Origin of the sequence: Eubacterium sp. AF36-5BH, assembly GCF_003460505.1 — a bacterium.
Taxonomy (GTDB): Bacteria; Bacillota; Clostridia; order Lachnospirales; family Lachnospiraceae; genus Eubacterium_G.
On the sequence record NZ_QTVG01000006.1, the window covers coordinates 192,237 to 213,064 of the forward strand.

The following is a 20,828-nucleotide window of genomic DNA, read 5'->3' on the forward strand; positions in this document are numbered from 1 at the left end:
TATACTTAATGGAAAGGGACACAATTATGAATAAAGAAAACATCGTATTAATAGGAATGCCTGGAGTTGGAAAAAGTACAATAGGAGTAGTGCTTGCAAAGGTTTTAGGTTACAAATTCATGGATTCAGATTTAGTTATTCAAGAACAGACAGACCGTTTGTTAAAGGATATTATTGCAGAAGAGGGAATTGATGAATTCATCAATATAGAAAACAAGGTTAATGCTTCAATTAACACAGAAAAATCAATTATTGCAACAGGCGGCAGTGTGGTTTATGGAAAAGAAGCAATGGAGCATTTGTCAGAAATAGGAACAGTTATTTATTTAAAACTTGATCTTGATTCACTTTCAAAAAGACTAGGAAGCTTGGAAAAAAGAGGGGTAGTTCTAAAGGACGGACAAACATTAGAAGATTTATTTAATGAAAGAACACCGTTATATGAAAAATATGCGGATATAATAATAAATGAGCATGGACATACAATACAGCAGACAGTAAAACTAATTGAAGCAAAATTGGGGGTATAGAAATTAACAGATTTAAACTTTTTAACAGGCAGATGAAAATATTGTTTCTGCCGATTTTATGTGTTTTACTTATGATAGGAATCATTATTTTTGAACAAACTACAATGGAAATATATGCATACGGTTACGTTATTAATAGAAACACAAGAGAAAAAGATTTAAATGAAAAAAAGATTAACCCGAAAATTTATAAAAAGAAAATAAAAAACAAGTCCAACAAAACATCAAAAAAGAATTTAAAAGATAGCACAAATGACAAATTAAAGAAATCATCTGTGCTATTTTTTATAAAACCGATTAAGGGTGGAATTACATCTTCGTATTTCGGAGACGTTGTTGACAGAAATGCCTGCCACAAAGGACACGACTGGGCAGTTCCCGTTGGGACAAAGGTGTATGGCGCAGAGGCTGGCATTGTAGAACTTGCATATTATAGTGAAAGCTATGGTTATAACGTGTTAATAAAGCATAAAGATAATATGGAAACCAGGTATGCACACATGAGTTCTTTGTGTGTCAAAAAAGGTGACATTGTAAACAAAGGAGAGTTAATAGGCTTTTCAGGAAATACAGGTGACAGCACAGGACCACATTTACATTTTGAAGTAATCAAAGAAGGAGTAAAGGTCAATCCTTTGAAATATGTAGAGTAAAACAAAAATGAAACATAGCGCATAGTTTAAACTTAATTTAAGCATGCTGTATAGGTAACATAATTTGCAAAAAAACATATATATAACAATATATATTATTTAATAGTGAAAAATTTATAATAATTGGAAGAATTTGCCTTGAAATTGTGTTACTTATACAGTTTACAAAGTTGCACTTTATGTTATAATAGATGAAAGTGCGTAAAAATATATTTGTATTAGTGCGCGCAAAAATAAAAAACGATAATTAACATTTTTTAGATATAGATTTTACATATAACCAGAGGTGCATAAATGGAAAAGTATGTTATTAAAGGCGGAGTTGCCTTAAAAGGTGAAGTAGAAATTAGTGGTGCAAAGAATGCAGCATTGGCCCTTATTGCTGCAGCAATTATGGCGGATGAGAACGTAACAATAGAAAACTTACCTGATGTAAGTGATATTAATCAATTAATAGATGCAATAGAAACAATAGGAGCTACTATTAACAGAGTAGACAGACATACAGTTATTATTAACGGAGCAACAATTACTTCTCACATTGTTGAAGAGGAACAAATGAGAAAAATTAGAGCTTCATATTATTTGCTTGGAGCTTTACTTGGTAAGTTCCACAAGGCAGAAGTGGCTCTACCGGGTGGCTGTGTAATTGGAGCACGTCCAATTGACCAGCATTTAAAAGGTTTTAGAGCTTTAGGCGCCGAAGTAATTCAGGACCATGGAATGCTTAATGCATTTTCAGAACAGCTTAAAGGAAATCACATTTTCTTTGATGTGTCATCAGTTGGAGCTACTATTAACGTAATGTTAGCAGCAGTAAGAGCAGAAGGTAGAACTGTTATTGAAAATGCTGCAAAAGAACCACATGTAGTAGACGTTGCCAATATGCTTAACAGCATGGGAGCTGATATTAGAGGTGCAGGAACTGATAAGATTAGAATTACAGGTGTTCCAAAATTACATGGAACAGTTTATTCAACTATTCCTGATCAGATTGAAGCAGGTACATTTATGTGTGCAGCAGCAGCTACAGGGGGAGAAGTTCTTGTAAAAAATGTAATTCCAAGACATTTGGAATGTATTACATCAAAGCTTATAGAAATGGGTTGTTCAGTAGAAGAATATGATGATGCCGTTAAGGTAAAAGCAGGTGAATTCATTAGATGTGCAAATATTAAGACATTACCATATCCGGGCTTTCCAACAGATATGCAGCCACAGATGGCGGCAGTCTTATCAATGGCAAACGGTGTAAGTACAGTTACAGAAAGTATTTTCGAAAACAGATTTAAATATATGTCAGAACTTGGAAGAATGGGTGCTGTAAACAAGGTTGAAGGAAATACAGCAATTATAACAGGGGTAGGCAGTTTAGAAGGAGCCAGTGTGGCAGCACCTGATTTAAGAGCAGGAGCAGCATTGGTTATTGCAGGATTAGCTGCAGAAGGATTTACAACAGTAACAGATATTGTATATATCAAGAGAGGCTATGAGAAATTTGATCAGAAATTAGCAGGACTTGGTGCAATTATTACTGAAGTGGACACGGATAAAGAAGAACAGAAATTTAAATTAAAAGTAGGATGATATATTAAAAAAAATCAATAAAACTGATTAAATTTGTCACTACACAAAGAAAATGGCTTATGTTAATATATGTTCATCCTAAGAATTATAAAAGCAGTGAAGAGGAGTAGTAATTGTAGAGTGACCTTTAGAGAAGCATTGGTTGGTGCAAAATGCCAGGCACGAAACAACGAACTCGCCTTAGAGTTTCCCGCTGAAAACGTCAAGTAGGTTGGGACGGTTTTCTCCGTTATAGGAATCGGATGCATTATCATCTTGAGAGCATGTAACACATGAAACAGAGTGGTACCGCGTATGTAAAGCTTACGTCTCTGTGCTGAAAAAGCACAGGGACGTTTTTATGCATTAGGAAATTGTTTAGGAAGTTCTAATACATAAAAAACGTTCCGCTAGGGATGCACATTTCCGCGAAAGGAAAATAGTTGCTGGAGCAACCGCGCTCAGTGCATAGAATGTCGCAAGCGACATTCTATCTTATTCCGTTTATTTAAATAGGTTTTACTTGAAAAAAAGTACCATAAAGTATAGGATATATATTGGTTTTTAGATATAAAGAAAGAAGAGGTTTTACTATGAATTGCAAAAAGTATACAAGACAGTATTTTATGCCACCGGAAGTCACATATGACTGGGTAAAAAAAGAGTACATTGATAAGGCTCCAATTTGGTGTAGCGTAGATTTAAGAGATGGAAACCAGGCTTTAATTGAGCCAATGAGCTTAGATGAAAAATTAGAGTTTTTCCAGTTACTTGTAGACATTGGATTCAAAGAAATAGAAGTAGGTTTTCCTGCAGCATCAGAAACAGAATACAATTTTATGAGAGCTCTTATTGAAAGAGATATGATTCCTGATGATGTAACTGTTCAGGTTTTAACACAGGCAAGAGAACATATTATTAAGAAAACATTTGAAGCTGTAAAGGGAGCAAAACATGCAGTAATTCATCTCTACAATTCAACATCTGTTGCACAGCGTGAGCAGGTATTTAAGAAGAGTAAAGAAGAAATCAAAAAGATTGCTGTTGACGGAGCTGTGCTTTTAAAACAATTAGCAGACGAAGTAGATGGAAACTTTTCATTTGAATATAGTCCTGAAAGTTTCTCAGGCACAGAAATAGATTATGCATTAGATGTATGTAATGCAGTTCTTGATGTATGGGAACCAAAGGAAGACAACAAAGTTATCATCAACCTTCCGGCAACAGTTGAAAATGCAATGCCACATGTTTTTGCAACACAGATTGAATATATACACAAGAATTTAAAATACAGAAATGCAGTTACAATTTCAGTTCATCCACATAACGACAGAGGATGTGGCGTAGCTACAGCAGAGCTTTCAATATTAGCAGGAGCTGACCGTATTGAAGGTACATTATTTGGAAACGGTGAAAGAACAGGTAATGTTGACATTATTACATTAGCAATGAATATGTTATCACATGGTGTAGATCCAAAGCTCGAATTTGGTAACATGCCTGAAATCGTAAAATTATATGAACGAGTAACAAGAATGAATGTTAGTCCACGTCAGCCTTATGCAGGTGATTTAGTATTTACAGCTTTCTCAGGTTCACATCAGGATGCTATTTCAAAAGGAATGGCTTGTAAGGCAAAGGATCCTGAAGGAAAGTGGAATGTACCATATCTTCCAATTGATCCTGTTGATGTGGGAAGAACATATGATTCTGATGTTATTAGAATTAATAGCCAGTCAGGTAAGGGTGGCGTAAGCTATATTTTAAAACAGAACTTCGGATTATCCATACCTGAAAAAATGAGAGAAGAAATCGGATATAGTGTAAAACATGTATCAGATGAAGAACATAAGGAATTATCACCTGAATGGGTATACCAAATATTTGAAGATAAATATATTAATGAAAGCAGTGTATTTACAGTTCCAGAAGCACATTTTAAACAGACAAACGGAATCGTTGCAGAAGTTACTATTGCACAGAATGATACAGTTCGTATCGTAAAAAGCACAGGTAATGGACGTTTAGACGCTGTAAGTAATGCTTTTAAACAATACTTCAATATTAGCTATGAACTTGCTGTATATGAAGAACATTCATTAGCAAGAGGTTCATCATCAAAGGCTGTTTCATATGTAGGAATTAATTATCATGGAACAATGTATTGGGGTGTTGGAATTGATGAAGATATTATTAAGTCATCGATTCATGCATTAACTGTAGCAGTTAACCATTTAGTAAAGGCAACAGGTGATACAGCACTTCAAGATGAAAGATTAACAGAAATCATTAATTATATTAATACAAATTATTTAACAGTAACACTTGATGAATTAGCAGACCAGTTCCATTTATCAAAACCATATTTATCAAAGTACATAAAAGATAAATCAGGAAAAACATTTGGAGAATTGGTTAAGGCGGTAAGAATGAAAAAAGCCAGAACTTTATTGAAAGGCGGTAATATGACAGTTGAAGCAATTGCTGAAAATGTCGGCTACCAAAATGTAGAACATTTTAACCGCTTATTCAAAAAGAAATACGGAATGACACCGGTACAGTTTAGAAATAGTAAAAATTAATATAGGATGTGTATTGCAATAAAAAAGGTGGAACCTTTAGGGTGACACCTTTTTTTATTGCAAAAAATAACCATTTTATATTTATTTTAAACTTGAAAAGTACACAAATAGTATGTATAATATAAAAGCAACCTTACAGTTTATGTGAATTAATATAAACTATAAGGGATAATTAACTGCTAAGGAGGAAAAGAAAGTATGAATTTTAACAGACAACACAAGGATAGAATATTCTGCATGATTTTTGGGTATGAAAAGTATAAGGGCAATTTATTGGATTTGTATAATGCATTAAATGAAACAAATTATACAAACTTAGACGATTTAGAAATTACCACAATGGAAAACGCAGTGTATATGAGTATGAAAAATGATGTGTCCTGTATCATTGCCAACAACATGGCTTTGTTTGAACAGCAGAGCACATGGAATCCTAACATGCCACTACGTGGATTTATGTATTTCAGTGATTTGTTCAACAAATATGTATCAAAATATCACTTTAGACTTTATGATGATAAGTTCATAAAAATTCCAACGCCGCAATATTATGTGTTATATAATGGTTCCAGGAAAGTCCCTGACAAACAAATCTTGAAACTTTCTGACGCATTTGTCGCACCGCCTAAAGATGGGATATTCCAATGGACTGCCACTGTCTTAAACATCAATCCGGGTTATAACGAAAAACTTCTATCTGCTTGTAAACCTTTAAAGGAATATGCTATATTAATAGAAACAATAAAAGAGTACAGGCAGAAATATGATGATAAAAATGTTGCTATCGAAAAAGCTATTGAAGAGTGTATTAATTGTAATGTTTTAAAAGATTTTCTGCTGGAAAGGAAGGCTGAAGCTATGCATACACTTTTAACGGAATATGATGAAGAAGAGGCAATGGAATATTTTAAACAGCGTGCGTATGAGGATGGTATTGTGAAAGGCGAATTGCAGCTTATTGTTTCTAATATTTGTAAAAAAATGATTAAAAATAAATCTATAGAACAGATTGCTGATGAGTTGGAAGAAGATGTTTCTAAGATTCAAAAAATTTATGATATAGCAAAGGAGTTTGCACCTGATTATAATGTTGAAAAAATAATGGCTAAATTGGGATAGTGAGCACATAAATACTATGATGTCAAAATTTACTACTTGACATATGGCAACTATAATAGTAGTATAGCCATTGCAAATAAATATTTTCTCTTATTCAGAGTAGTGGAGGTACAAGGACCTAAGAAGCTACGGCAACCCCGACATTAGTCAGGAAGGTGCCAACCTGAGCAGACAGAAGTTTGATCAATAAGAGGATTTGATACCTTGATTTCAAGTCCACTGATTGTCAGTGGACTTTTCTTTTTAATAAAATATAAAAAGGTATACTATAATAATAAATTCTCAAAAGAAGAAAATAAATATTTGTAGGATACTATAGTTAAAGCAGAAATGCACAGTAGAAAGTAAAGGAGACGTAAATGGAAAAAAGATTATTTACATCAGAGTCAGTAACAGAAGGTCATCCTGATAAAATCTGTGACCAGATTTCAGATGCCATTTTAGATGAATTAATGAAACAGGATCCCATGAGCCGTGTTGCCTGTGAAACAAGCATCACAACAGGACTTGTTTTGGTAATGGGTGAAATTACAACAAAGGGATATGTAGATATCCAGAAAATTGTAAGAGAGACAATTAGAGAAATCGGATATGACAGAGCAAAATATGGATTTGATTGTGACACATGTGGAGTTATAACAGCTTTAGATGAACAGTCAACAGATATTGCAATGGGTGTAGACAAAGCGTTAGAAGCAAAAGAAAATAAAATGTCTGACGAAGAGTTAGATGCAATTGGTGCCGGAGATCAGGGTATGATGTTTGGTTATGCAACAAACGAAACAGAAGAATTTATGCCATACCCTATAGCTTTAGCACATAAGTTGGCACTTAAGTTAACAGAAGTAAGAAAGAATGGTACTTTAGATTATTTAAGACCTGATGGAAAAACACAGGTTACAGTAGAATATGATGAAGATGGAAAACCTGTAAGACTTGATGCAGTTGTATTATCAACTCAGCATGATGCTGAAGTTTCACAGGAACAGATTCATAAGGATATTAAGAAATATGTATTTGATCCTGTATTACCAAAAGATATGGTAGATGAAAATACAAAGTTCTTCATTAACCCAACAGGACGTTTCGTAATTGGTGGACCAAATGGAGACAGTGGTTTAACAGGAAGAAAGATTATTGTTGATACTTACGGTGGATATGCAAGACATGGTGGTGGTGCTTTCTCAGGAAAGGATTGTACAAAGGTTGACCGTTCTGCAGCGTATGCAGCAAGATATGTTGCAAAAAATATTGTAGCAGCAGGACTTGCAGATAAATGTGAAATCCAGTTATCTTATGCAATTGGTGTGGCACATCCAACATCAATTATGGTAGACACATTTGGAACAGGAAAGTTAAGTAACGAGAAGTTTGTAGAAATTATTCGTGAGAACTTTGACTTAAGACCAGCAGGCATTATCAAGATGTTAGACCTTAGAAGACCTATTTACAAGCAGACAGCAGCTTATGGTCATTTTGGAAGAAATGATATTGATGTACCATGGGAGAAAACAGACAAGGTTGATGTTTTAGCAAAATATGCAAAATAATTAGAAAATAATCTGTTGTAAAATATGTAGTAACAAAAGGGAAAATGGAACTTATGTAGGTTTCATTTTTCCCTAAATTTTTACTGGAAAATATTGATTTGCATGGAAAATATAGAACATAATTTTATCTGTTTAGTAATTTCAATAAATTAGGAATCTGTGTTTCGAAATTTACTGCGTAATCAACTGCATTAGGATCCTTATAAGTGTCTTCTATACACAGGTAAGTGAAATCAGCTGCAATTTTTAAAGCGTCAAAAACACTATAGTCATTCATTAAGGCACCGGTAAAAGTGCTTGCAAAAACGTCCCCTGTTCCATGAGATTTAATAGGAACCTCCTTAGTTCCGTACATAAAAAAGTCTTTATTACTGCTGTCGTATCCAATGAAACCAAGTTCGCCGTTTGGAAGTGTGACACCTGTAATTACAGCATATTTGGAACCAAGTTTAATTAACTCCAAAAGCAGTTCCTTAATAGTTACCAAAGAAGCATTTTCTCCAACATATTTTCTGTTGAGCATAAAGCATGCCTCTGAAATATTAGGTAAAATAATATCTGCCTTTGAACAAAGCTGTGACATTGTAATTGCAAAGTCAGTTGTAAAACCAGTGTACATTTTTCCGTTGTCTGCCATTGCCGGATCAACAATAATATAATTATCATTATTCCCAAAAGCAGAAAAAAAGTCAGAAACTATATTTACCTGTTCTTCACTTCCAAGATATCCGGTATATATGGCATCAAAATTAAAACCTTCTTTTAACCAGTGATTTTTTATTCCTTCCATATCATCGGTCAAATCTCTAAAGGTAAAATTGTTAAATTTGGTATGAGTAGATAAAACTGCTGTGGGAACAATGCTTGTCTCAATTCCCATGGCAGAAATAATAGGAAGAGCCACAGTTAGTGAGCATTTTCCTAAACAGGATATATCCTGAATGCTTAAAACTCTTTTCATATAAAACTCCTAATTATTATTTGTAAATTAGTTTCTCAAAGTAAAGTCGTTACTAATTACAATGCTTTCATAAAATAAAAATACCCGGATTTTATATTGGAAAGTATAATCCATATGGTATTACTGCTAATATAATAACACAAAAAACAGTGATTGGTAGGTTTTAATTCTAACCACATAATGTACGACAGTTTTCCTTTTTCAATTTGGTAAAGGATAATGAGACAAACGCTACTTGACAGAGAGAATCCGTTTTTGTTAGTTTTGCATTCAACTTGTATTCAACTAATAAAAAGTTAATGCAATAAAATACTAAAGAATCTCGTTATACATATATAACAACATTTCAAGATGGATAAATAGGAGGAGCAAAATGAAAAAGAAAATTTTAAGAGTATGCTTAATGCTGGTTATTCTTTGTGGAGGGATTCTTTTAACTAATGGAAGTGTTCAGGCAAAAACACAGAATTATTACACAAAAGGAAAAACGTTAGTAGTAACAGGTCAGTTAAGGAATGGTACACATATAAAAAATGCGAAAAAGATTAAAAAGATTATAGTGAAAGACAATATAAAAATTTTACCTACAAAACCTTTTAAGGGTTGTATAAATGTAAAAACTTTGGAAGTTCCGGGAAAATTGATATTTGTAGATGATTTTTTGGGGGAAGTATATGATAATGATAATTATGAGAACTTTCCGATAACTGTAAAAACAGTTAAATTTACAACACAGTTGTCAGATAAACCAATGTATAAGTTTTATTTAACACATAAGTTCATTGTAAGCAAAAAGGACAAAAAATACAGAAGTTACAAAGGAAGCATTTATACAAAAAACGGGAAAAAATTTGTGGCAATGCCAAGCGAATGCAAAATATTGAAAATTCGAAAAGGGTGTAAAATAGTTAATGTTGTTGGATTTTCGTATGAATCTTATAATGAAGAAAGTTGTAGTGATGATCCGGATTATTATATATTGACTTGTTGTAAGAAACTAAAAAAAGTTATTATTCCATCAACTGTAAAAAGTTATTATACAAGTGACAGCAATTTTAAAGATTATATGCGAGAGGCAATTAATGATGTTGCTTATAGGGCAAAATATGTAATAAAAAATAAAAATATATCATGCGAGGGCATGGAAGCTTTGTATGAAGTATTGGAAGATAGAATTTTTAAGATTTTTAAAAAGCAAATAAAAAAACAGGGAGATTTTTATATTTTTAATAACAATATTTTAGTTGGATATGATGGATGTCAGCTGGTTGTAACTATTCCAAAAGGAATAAAGTATGCTATGAAAAATTCTCTTAGTGTAATGAAAGAATCTTCTTATAGCATAATTAGAGCTGTTAAATTACCAAAAGGTTTTAAAGATAAAAAATCAAAAATATGGAGAGGACATTCTTACTATTCAGAATGGTATAATCAGGATAAAATTGTATTAAGTAATTATTATCATTCTGTTCCGTCTTCGCATGGTGTGGGGTATAAATATAATACTTTTTGTACATTTGAATATTGTAAACATTATTATGGTAAGACAATACAAATTATATCTGACATAGATGGAATTATTATATTTTCAACAGATGTTCCTGTAAGGGTAACTGATAAAAATAACAATATTGTGGAAAGAGATTTAGATGGAAGTTATACGGTGTATGTAAATAAAGGAGATGCAATAAATGTACAGCTTCCCGATAAAGTTAAAGATGACGAATTCATTTGCTTAAAAGATTTTAATGGAATAGAGAACTAAAGGAGACGGAATTAATATAGTTTAATATAAATATAATGGAATATAGTGAAACCTCCGGTTGATTTGGGGATTTTTATCTGTTAAAGATAAATACCTCTATATACTGTGAGGTTTCACTTATTTTACATTTGAAAAAATATAAAGTATAATCCATATGGCATTACTGATAATATAATAACACAAAAAAACAATAATACCAGTAGATGATATAAGGTAATATATTAGTAGCTAAAATATGTTATTAAGAATTTATAGATGAAATAAATAATTAAAAAGTAACAGAGGTAAAAACTATATGCTAACATATGATTTTGAAAAAAGAGGAAAAATGTCTCTGTATGAGTATTTATATAATTGCATAAAAAATGACATTTTGTCAGGCAAAATCAAAGCGGGGGAGAAACTGCCATCAAAAAGGACCATGGCGAAAAATCATAATATAAGCGTTATCACTGTAGAAAATGCTTATGCACAGTTGCTTGTAGAGGGATATATTTTTTCGAAAGAAAAGCGTGGATATTTTGCCAGTGAAATAAGTGGACAATATTTAAACAATGGTGGAATTAACGGAAACAAGGAAAAAATAGTAGAAACAAAAGTATCCTTGAAAAGTGGGCAAATCAAAAAGAAAATCCAGGATACAAAAAAGCAGTGGCTAGTAGATTTCAATTCCAATCACATAATGTACGACAGTTTTCCTTTTTCTATATGGTCAAGGATAATGAGACAGACTTTACTAGACAGAGAGAATTCATTTCTTTCAAGCCCGTTACCAAACGGCGTAGTGGAACTTAGGGAAGCCATAGCAAACCATTTAATGGAATTTCGCGGTATGGAAGTAGATGCAGAGAACATAATAATTGGTGCAGGAACAGAATATTTATATAGCATTATTGTTCAGTTACTTGGAAGAGATAGTGTTATTGCTGTAGAGGACCCGGGCTATAGAAAAATTGGAAAAGTTTATGAAAGTAATGGAGTGGAATGTTTACATTTACCAATAGATAATTCAGGAATTCAAACAAAGGCGCTGTTAGGAAAAAAGATTGATGCAGTACATATTTCTCCATCTCATCATTTTCCAACAGGTAGAGTTATGCCTGTATCAAGAAGACAGCATTTAATCCATTGGGCAATAGAAAACAATGGGTTTATTATTGAAGATGATTACGACAGTGAGTTTAGATTTTCAGGCAGACCAATTCCTACAATGGTTGGAATGGACAAGGAGATAGTAATATATATGAATACTTTTTCGAAAACTCTTGCACCATCAATAAGAATTGCCTATATGGTTTTGCCGGACAGCTTAATGGAAAAATTCCATACCAAACTTAATTTTTATTCAGGTACTGTTTCAAGTTTTGAACAGTATACCTTGGCAAATTTTATTGCAGGAGGTTATTACGAAAGACATATTAACCGAATGAGAAATTATTACAGGGATTACAGAAACAAAATAATAAATGCCATTAAACAGTCAGCATTATATCCTAAGGTTACAATAGAAGAGGAAAACGCAGGACTTCATTTTATTTTAGGAATAAAAAAAGAAATCGACGATAACCGGTTCAAAAAGATACTAAGGGAAAACAATATAAATATTTCATGTGTATCTGATTACTGTTATAATGATTTAAAAGAGTTTGACCATAAGTTCATTATTAATTATTCTGCGGTGCCTGAAGACAAGCTGAAAAAAGCACTGACTATTATGAACAACGCGTTGGAATAAAAAAGAAAGAGTGAGATTATTATAGTGAATAAATATAACGGAAACAAAGAATTTAAAATAGACATTCCAAAGTCTGTAAAATTAATAATAGATATTTTGGAAAAAAACGGCTACGAGGCGTTTGCTGTTGGTGGATGTGTAAGAGATACTATTTTAGACAGAAAACCTCAGGATTGGGATATTACAACTTCAGCATTGCCTAATCAGGTAAAGGAGTTGTTTTACAGAACAATTGATACAGGAATTCAACATGGAACGGTTACAGTTTTAATTAAGGGAGTAGGTTACGAGGTAACTACTTACCGAATTGATGGTGAGTACAATGACAGCAGACATCCTGAAAGTGTAGAGTTTACAGCAGATTTAATAGAGGATTTAAAAAGAAGAGATTTTACCATTAATGCCATGGCATACAATCCGGGAATTGGTTTGGTAGATGCTTTTGACGGAATTGGTGATATAGAAAAGAAAGAAATAAGATGCGTAGGGAATCCAAGAGAAAGATTTGGGGAGGACGCCCTTAGAATACTTAGAGCAGTAAGATTTTCGGCGCAGCTGGGATTTCATATTGAAGAGGGTACAATGGAAGCCATAAAAGAGCTGGCAGGCACTCTTGAAAATATTAGTGCAGAGCGTATTCATGTGGAATTAGAGAAACTGATAATGTCAAATCATCCTGACAAACTTATAACAGCTTATGAGGCAGGCATAACTAAGGTGGTGCTTCCTGAATTTGACGCTATGATGGAATGTCCGCAGGTAAGCCCTTATCATATGTATAATGTAGGCGAACATACAATTAAGGTAATGGAGAATGTGCCACCAACAAAAGAAATGAGATGGGCTGCATTGTTACACGATGTGGGAAAACCTGATTCAGTAACTTATGACAAGAAGGAGCCAACAAGAATGCACTTTTACGGTCATGCTCATGTGGGAGCTAAGATGGTTTCGACCATTTTAAGGCGACTGAAAATGGATAACAAAACAATTAAGCTTGTAACAAGACTGGTGGAACATCACGATGACAGACCGGTGGCGGACAAAAAAGAACCTGTTCAGATTCGAAAAAGTGTAAATATAATTGGCAAAGATATTTACGATATGTATTTGCAACTTGCGTATGCTGACATTCAGGGGAAAAGTCAATACGGCAGAGAAAAAGGCATGGGGGCATATATTTACTCAAAAGAGCAGTACGAATACATTGTGGAAAATAATATATGCACCTGCAAAGGTGACATGGCTGTATCAGGAAGAGACTTAATAGCAGCAGGCTGTCCAACAGGTGAGATAATCGGAAACATACTTGATGAACTGCTTAAACGTGTAATACAGAAACCACAATTGAATAACAAAGAATCGTTAATGGAAATAGCAAAAACAATGTTCTAAACAGGCTTCTTTTTTCATATTTTTAGATAATGTATTAAAAATATGGAGGGAAGGTATGAACGAAAAAGCATTAACAGTGTTAGAACAATACGATTTAAACATAAAAGGTACTTACAGAACAAAAGGAAACTATGGTTGTACAACAGATGAAGGAAAATATCTCCTAATGGAATACAACAATAGCAACGAAAAAATGGTTCTAATGAGTACCTTTTATGATTATTTGGAAAAAGCAGGGTTTGTAACGGATAGTGTTATAGCAAACAAAGAAGGAGTATATGTTTCAATAAGTGAGGACGGCTATGCGTATATTCTGAAAAAATGGTTTGATGGAGAAGACTGCAATAACACAAATAGAAAACATCTGCTACTTACAGTGGAAAATCTGGCAAAATTTCATAACGCAACAGAAAATACAACGGATATTTTTAAAGAGCAGAAATTTCATAAGGGAAGAAATTTGCTTGAAGTTATGAATAAACATAGTAGTGAAATATTGCGTATAAAAAATTACATAAAAAAGAGAAAAAACAAAAATGCTTTTGAAATGTACCTTCAAAACATTATAGAGGAATATTACATACAAAGCGTGGAGGCTTTAGGTGCAATTAAGAATTCCCGGTATGAACAGCTGTATAAGGAAAGTATTGCCAGCGAGACAATTTATCATGGAAGTTACAATTATCACAATGTACTAATTAAGGAAAATAAAATAATCATGATTAACATGATGAAAATTTCCTACAGTCCGTCAGTTCAGGATTTGTATGACTTCATCAGAAAAGTGCTTGAAAAAAATAACTGGAACATTGCTTTAGGAAATGAACTTATTAAGGCATATGATTCAGTAAGAAAATTATCAGATATGGAGAGGGCAGTATTGAAAAGTCTTCTTAGTTATCCGGAAAAATTCTGGAAAATAATAAATTATTACTATAATTCTAACAAAGCCTGGTATTCTGAAAAAAATGAAGATAAATTGAAACAGTTCAGAAAAATGGAAAAATTAAGACGAAAATTTATAGAAAATATGGGATAAATAGCAAAAGTGAAACATAAATTTATAGAAAATATGAGATAAATAGCAAAAGTGAAACATAAAAATGATTTTATAGTTTTAATTATTTAGGGTTTGTGATATTATGTGTAATGATTGTAAAAATATATAAAAAGGTCAAAGTTTGAATTAGTTTGAACCTTATGCCTGTAGGATGAAAACAGTTACAGACATTTCTGATTGAAACATAGGAGGTAATTATGGACTACAGAGAGTTGTATAATGAATGGCTTACAAACCCTTATTTTGACGATAACACTAAGAAAGAATTAGAAGCAATAGAAAACGATGATAAGGAAATTGAAGATCGTTTTTACAAGGAACTTGAATTTGGTACAGCAGGTCTTCGTGGAGTTATTGGTGCCGGAACTAACAGAATGAACATTTACACAGTTAGAAAGGCAACACAGGGATTAGCTAACTATATTATTAAAATGCATGGAGAAGACAAAGGTGTTGCAATAGCATACGATTCAAGACACATGTCACCTGAATTTGCTGATGAAGCAGCATTATGTTTAAATGCAAACGGAATTAAGGCTTATGTTTTTGATTCATTAAGACCTACACCTGAATTATCTTTTGCAGTTAGAGAGTTAAAGTGTATTGCAGGTATTAATGTAACAGCAAGTCATAACCCGGCAGAATACAATGGCTACAAAGTATATTGGGAAGATGGTGCACAGATTACACCCCCACACGATGTTGGAATCATGGATGCAGTTGCTGCATTAAAGGATTACAACAAAGTAAAAACTATGGACAAAGATCAGGCAGTTGCTGATGGATTATACATCCAGATTGGCAAGGAAGTTGATGATAAATATATTGAAATCCTTAAGACTCAGGTTAAGAACCCTGATGCAATTAAGGAAGTACAGAAAGATATCAAGATTGTTTACACACCACTTCATGGTACAGGTAACATTCCTGTAAGAAGAGTGTTAAAGGAACTTGGATTTGAAAATGTTTATGTAGTAAAAGAACAGGAATTACCTGACGGTGATTTCCCAACAGTTGGTTATCCAAACCCTGAATCAGCAAAAGCATTTGAATTAGCGGTTAAATTAGGTAATGAAGTAGGAGCAGATTTACTTCTTGCTACAGATCCTGATGCAGACAGACTTGGCGTTTATGTAAAAGGTAGCAAGCCTGGAACATATCACATCCTTACTGGTAACATGTCAGGCTGTTTACTTGCTGAATATGAAATCAGCCAGTTAAAGGAAAAAGGACAGCTTCCAAGTGATGGAGCTTTCATTAAGAGTATTGTTAGTACAAATCTTGCAAATGATATTGCTAAGTATTACAACATTAATTTATTTGAAGTTCTTACAGGTTTCAAATACATTGGTGAAAAGATGCTTGATTTCGAAGTTAATCACACAGGTACATATGTATTTGGTTTTGAAGAAAGTTATGGTTGCCTAATTGGAACACACGCAAGAGACAAGGATGCTATCGTTGCCTCAATGGCTTTATGTGAAGCAGCAGCTTATTACAAGACAAAGGGAATGTCTCTTTGGGATAAGATGAAAGAAATGTATGAGAGATACGGCTACTGGAGTGATGGCGTTCAGTCAATCGAATTAAAGGGTAAAGAAGGAATTGAAAAGATTCAGAATACTCTTGAAAAATTAAGAGAAAATGTACCAACTACAGTTGATAATTACAAGGTTCTTTCAGTAAGAGATTACTTAGCTGATACAGTAACAAACATGGAAACAGGTGATGTTACAACAACAGGTCTTCCAAAGTCAAATGTTTTATATCTTGATTTAAGTGAATGTGCGTGGGTTTGTATCAGACCATCAGGAACAGAACCAAAACTTAAATTCTACTATGGAGTTAAGGGCGAAAACTTTGATGATTCAAAGGCAAAATTAGCTGACCTTGGTTCATATATGATTAACATGGTAAATGAAATGCTCAAGTAATATTATTAAAACAAAAACATAATAAGAATAAAAATAAATCACTATAATATATTTTAATAAAGGTATATTATGGTGATTTTTTTATGAGAAAAAATAAAATAAAAATTCTGCTGGTACTAACGTTAGCTATTGTTGTTACATCTGCCTGCGGCTATGAAAAAATCAAAAAAACAAAAGTAAAAGACATGGACTATACTGTTGTGGCAGAAAATGAAATGCCAAAAGAAGTGAAGGAGATAATTGAAAAAAGAAAAGACAAGGAGTTTCAGGTTACATACAGCAACAATGAATATACATATATTATTATTGGGTACGGTAGACAACAGTACGAGGGTTATTCCATAAAAGTTAAGGAAATGTATGAAAGTGACAATGCCATATATATAAAAACTCAGTTTAACGGCCCAAAAGAATACACCAACGAGGAGAATGTAACTTATCCCGTAATTGTTGTTAAAACAGAGTATAGCGATAAAAGCGTAATTTTTAATGAATAAGAAAATGAAACAATGCATAGATTATAGAAGATTTAAAGGTAAGGGGGAAATATGGAATTAGAGAAAAGTAATATTCATATGAATAAAATAGTAGAAAGTCAAAGGGCAACTTTTTATGTAACAAAGGAGTGTAATTTACCAGAGCAATCAATGGAAAGCATATTAAATCATCAGGAAAAGATTACATTAGACAGTGGTATCATTAGAGGAAACCAGGTTATAATTAATGGCAATATTTCCTACGGAATAATGTTTTACGGAGAAGACAATGCACCGTCAGGAGTTACAGGGGAGATTCCTTTTGAAGAAAATATTAAAATTAACACTACAGAAGAAAATATTAAGGCAAGCGTGGATTTAATTATTTTATCGGGTTCAATTAAAATGATTGACAACCGAAATTACATATATAAGATTCAGGTTATGGCGAATGTTAATATTGAAAAAATAGAAGATATTGAGGCGGTATGTGCTATCTCAAGAGAAAATACAATGACTAAATATAAAACGATTGAAAATCTCATGATATTAGCAGACAGAAATGAAACCTTTAGAATTAATGAAAGGATTTCGTTGCCATCAGGTAGTCCCGCAATAGAGAAAATAATTTGGAGCGATGTAAAAATCAGAAAGCTTACAACCAAAATGTTGGAGGGCATGATTCATTTATCAGGTCAGCTGAAGGTTTTTATTATGTACACTCCGGAAGAACAGTCGATTCCCGTCCAGTGGTTTGATACTGTTATAGATTTTAGCGGCACATTAGAGGCACCTGAGGCAAGAGAAGATTTAATATCTTATATTTGCGGGGATATTCATAATGTAGAACTTGAAGCCACAATGAATCAGGACAACGAGATGAAAGATTTGGATATTAGTGCATTACTTAAATTATCTATAAAGATATACGAAGAAAACAAGATGGATGTTTTGGAAGATATATACGCACCGGATGTGGATTTGTGCCCAATGGAAAAAGAACAGAAATATGAAAAGCTGTTAGTAAAAAATGAGTCCAGAACAAAGAATATTATAAAAATTGATGTAGACCAAAGTAAGGGACATATTTTACAAATTTGCAATAGCGATACAAGACTTCAAATTGATAATATTTCAGTAGGGGAAAACAACCTTAGGGTAACAGGTAAGATTCGGGCAACAATAATTTATATTTCCTCAGATGATATTTATTCAATTTGCTGTCAGACAAAGGAAACTGATTTTGAGCATAGAATTGATACTGAGGGAATTTCCAAAGACGACAAATACTATATTAACTGGAAAGTTGAGCAGGTAAGTTCTAACATGATTAGCACAAACCAGGTGGAAGTAAAATCAGTGATAGCTTTACAGGCTATGGTTTTTAAAGAAGAAAAATGCAATTTCGTTTGGGACATTGAAGAAAAGCCTGTTGATTGGGCAAAGTTTAATGACGCCCCTATCCTTAAAGGATATATTGTAAGAAAAGGCGATACCCTGTGGAAACTTGCAAAGGCCAATTACACCACCGTTGACAATATTATGAAAATTAATCAGTTGGAAAATGAAAAAATAAGAGAAGGGGATAAACTACTTTTGGTTAAAAATTGTCAGTAGAACTTAAAAACATTTACAAAATAAACATATAAAGATAATACTTTAAAGAAAGCCTAATTTTACAAAACAATAGATGACAAGAGTTAAAATGTGAACGAACTTGTAAATAAATTATAAAAAAAGTATACTTAAACAGTAATTAAAAAAGCAAATATGAAAAATAGAGATTAACGAAAATAGGAGAAATGTATGGATAAGTTACAGCTAAAAGCCTATGGAAAAATAAATCTAGGTCTTGATGTTATTAGAAAACGACCTGATGGCTACCATGATTTGGATATGATTATGCAAATGGTAGATGTTTATGATGACGTTATTATTGAAAAAAAAGCAGGAGAAGAAATTGTTGTAAAAGCTGATGCAGCAGTGCTTTCCAACGGTAAGGATAATTTGGCATATATGGCAGCCAAAATGCTTTTTGATGAATTTGGAATTAAGTCAGGAGTTGAAATAACAATTCACAAAAGAATACCAATTGCAGGTGGAATGGCAGGCGGTAGCTCTGACTGCGCAACAACTTTAATTGGCATTAACGAAATGTTTAATTTAGGTTTGTCAAAACAACAGCTTATGGAACGTGGAGTTAAGCTGGGAGCAGATGTTCCTTACTGTGTGCTTGGTGGAACTGCAATAGCAAGAGGGATAGGAGAAGTTTTAACACCGCTACCTACACCACCACAGTGCCATGTAATCATTGCAAAACCGCCTATATCAGTTTCAACAGCCTATGTTTACGGGCATATCAGACCTGACGAAATAACCAAAAGACCTGACATTGAACAGATGACTTTAGCAATAAAAGAACAGGATTTGAACAAACTTTCAGATCTTTTATATAATGTTATGGAAGAAGTAACTGTGTCAGAGTATCCCGTTATTGAAAAACTAAAAAGCATTATGCTTGAAAATGGCGCGTTAAATTCAATTATGAGTGGTAGCGGCCCAACAGTTTTCGGACTTTTCGATGACAGGAAAAAAGCACAGGCTGCAATGAAAGCTCTGGATTCTAAAGAACTAACAGAGCAGCTGTATCTAACAAAGTTTATTTAATCCAAAAAGTTATTTAAAAACTTTAAATACTTAAATTTAATAATTGTTTTGTATTCCCGCTCGCCCAAAGAATCTTTCAAACGCTCTTTTGAAGAATCCGGGACAGTGCCGGAACTTGCATCTACAAAACATAATTGAGGATAAAGGACGCACCACCAGTTGTGTCCTTTTCCTTTGCCAATATATATGGTGTATGAAGTGTACTCACCTTTAGGGTAAACTACGTCCCCGTAAGTTTTCTTTGGAAAGTCATCTTTGCCAAATTTAGAAGTTACGTTATAATCAAACCCGTTCTCGTCAATTGTTTTTTGAGCAATGTTCAAAATCTTTTCGTTGTGAGTAGTAATGAACAAGCTGTATTCTTTAAGAGAATTAAGTTCCTTGGTTTCCCTGTAAATATAGTCAACAACTGCATCTTTTACTTTTAATTTGAGAGTCTGGTCAATAACGGTATCACTGTTTGCCCTAACATGAAATCTGATTGTGTTTTTAGCAAGAGCTGTACTTGCAGCTGAATATTCCATTTTGTAAAAAAGAATAAATGACATAAACCCTAGAAATAAAAGTATGTAAGGAAGCAGTAGTTTATTTTTGTGAAAAAATATATATAAATTCATTTACCTAATCCTTTCAATTATTATATGAAAATTCTAACCTGTTTTTAAAAATATATTCATATAATAGTTTTAATATATGGAGTAATGGATAATGGTGGTTTATAACAATATTTGATTAGACAAGTCTTAAAAAAGATATGTTGGAAAAAAGATAATAAGTTAGTAAAAATGGTCGATTTACAAAAAGTGACAAAAATATAACAGATTTATTGAAATAT

General features: G+C 33.0%; 16 protein-coding genes, 1 riboswitch and 1 other annotated feature. Of the genes, 14 read left to right on the forward strand and 2 right to left on the reverse strand.

All coding sequences use genetic code 11. The annotated features are described in order from the left end of the window. Positions 1-26: 26 nt before the first annotated feature. The 6 genes from DW006_RS07945 (at position 27) to metK (ending at position 8,000) form a co-directional block, all read left to right on the forward strand. On the forward strand, positions 27-530 hold the full coding sequence (locus DW006_RS07945) for a shikimate kinase (RefSeq protein ID WP_117999836.1): 504 nt from the start codon (positions 27-29) through the stop codon (positions 528-530). A 71-nt stretch (positions 531-601) separates the two neighbouring features. Then, positions 602-1,183, forward strand: coding sequence for a M23 family metallopeptidase (locus DW006_RS07950; protein ID WP_158561091.1), 582 nt, complete (start codon positions 602-604; stop codon positions 1,181-1,183). Between the two features lie 294 nt (positions 1,184-1,477). After that, the gene (locus tag DW006_RS07955) at positions 1,478-2,770 is read left to right on the forward strand and encodes a UDP-N-acetylglucosamine 1-carboxyvinyltransferase (RefSeq protein ID WP_117999786.1); all 1,293 of its coding nucleotides are present in this window, start codon (positions 1,478-1,480) and stop codon (positions 2,768-2,770) included. Positions 2,771-2,857: 87 nt separating this feature from the next. Continuing rightward, positions 2,858-3,086 (forward strand) — a binding site (T-box leader). A 256-nt stretch (positions 3,087-3,342) separates the two neighbouring features. Beyond that, positions 3,343-5,331, forward strand: coding sequence for a 2-isopropylmalate synthase (locus DW006_RS07960; protein WP_117999787.1), 1,989 nt, complete (start codon positions 3,343-3,345; stop codon positions 5,329-5,331). A gap of 198 nt (positions 5,332-5,529) precedes the next feature. After that, positions 5,530-6,450 (forward strand): hypothetical protein, encoded by a 921-nt coding sequence (locus tag DW006_RS07965; RefSeq protein ID WP_117999788.1) that lies wholly within the window; start codon positions 5,530-5,532, stop codon positions 6,448-6,450. A gap of 87 nt (positions 6,451-6,537) precedes the next feature. Further along, a riboswitch (SAM riboswitch) is annotated at positions 6,538-6,643 on the forward strand. Between the two features lie 166 nt (positions 6,644-6,809). Next, positions 6,810-8,000, forward strand: a complete 1,191-nt coding sequence (gene metK, locus DW006_RS07970; protein ID WP_117999789.1) for a methionine adenosyltransferase — start codon at positions 6,810-6,812, stop codon at positions 7,998-8,000. Positions 8,001-8,124: 124 nt separating this feature from the next. Here the strand turns inward: metK and DW006_RS07975 are convergent, their stop codons facing one another. Continuing rightward, positions 8,125-8,961, reverse strand: a complete 837-nt coding sequence (locus DW006_RS07975; RefSeq protein ID WP_117999790.1) for a pyridoxamine kinase — start codon at positions 8,959-8,961, stop codon at positions 8,125-8,127. 373 nt (positions 8,962-9,334) lie between these two features. Between DW006_RS07975 and DW006_RS07980 the strand changes: the two genes are divergently transcribed. The 8 genes from DW006_RS07980 to ispE all read left to right on the forward strand — a co-directional run bounded on the left by DW006_RS07980 (position 9,335) and on the right by ispE (position 19,993). Then, positions 9,335-10,726 (forward strand): hypothetical protein, encoded by a 1,392-nt coding sequence (locus DW006_RS07980; RefSeq protein ID WP_117999791.1) that lies wholly within the window; start codon positions 9,335-9,337, stop codon positions 10,724-10,726. A gap of 295 nt (positions 10,727-11,021) precedes the next feature. Continuing rightward, a complete protein-coding gene (locus DW006_RS07985; protein ID WP_117999792.1) occupies positions 11,022-12,461 on the forward strand; it encodes a PLP-dependent aminotransferase family protein in 1,440 nt (479 codons plus the stop codon). A 24-nt stretch (positions 12,462-12,485) separates the two neighbouring features. Further along, entirely contained in the window at positions 12,486-13,856 is a 1,371-nt protein-coding gene (locus tag DW006_RS07990; RefSeq protein ID WP_022164825.1) for a CCA tRNA nucleotidyltransferase, read from the forward strand. A 55-nt stretch (positions 13,857-13,911) separates the two neighbouring features. Continuing rightward, a complete protein-coding gene (locus DW006_RS07995) occupies positions 13,912-14,895 on the forward strand; it encodes a CotS family spore coat protein (protein WP_117999793.1) in 984 nt (327 codons plus the stop codon). A gap of 215 nt (positions 14,896-15,110) precedes the next feature. Further along, positions 15,111-16,850, forward strand: coding sequence for a phospho-sugar mutase (locus tag DW006_RS08000; protein ID WP_347475110.1), 1,740 nt, complete (start codon positions 15,111-15,113; stop codon positions 16,848-16,850). Positions 16,851-16,933: 83 nt separating this feature from the next. Continuing rightward, a complete protein-coding gene (locus DW006_RS08005; RefSeq protein WP_117999795.1) occupies positions 16,934-17,347 on the forward strand; it encodes a protease complex subunit PrcB family protein in 414 nt (137 codons plus the stop codon). A gap of 51 nt (positions 17,348-17,398) precedes the next feature. Continuing rightward, positions 17,399-18,943: an SPOCS domain-containing protein gene (locus DW006_RS08010; RefSeq protein ID WP_117999796.1), complete on the forward strand. Its 1,545-nt coding sequence runs from the start codon at positions 17,399-17,401 to the stop codon at positions 18,941-18,943. A gap of 189 nt (positions 18,944-19,132) precedes the next feature. Next, positions 19,133-19,993 (forward strand): 4-(cytidine 5'-diphospho)-2-C-methyl-D-erythritol kinase, encoded by an 861-nt coding sequence (gene ispE, locus DW006_RS08015; RefSeq protein ID WP_117999797.1) that lies wholly within the window; start codon positions 19,133-19,135, stop codon positions 19,991-19,993. Here ispE and spoIIR read toward each other — a convergent pair. Beyond that, positions 19,990-20,610 carry a stage II sporulation protein R gene (gene spoIIR / locus DW006_RS08020; protein WP_117999798.1) on the reverse strand — a complete coding sequence of 207 codons (621 nt, stop codon included), beginning with the start codon at positions 20,608-20,610 and terminating at the stop codon, positions 19,990-19,992. The two genes, ispE and spoIIR, sit on opposite strands and share 4 nt — an antisense overlap. Positions 20,611-20,828: the final 218 nt, after the last annotated feature.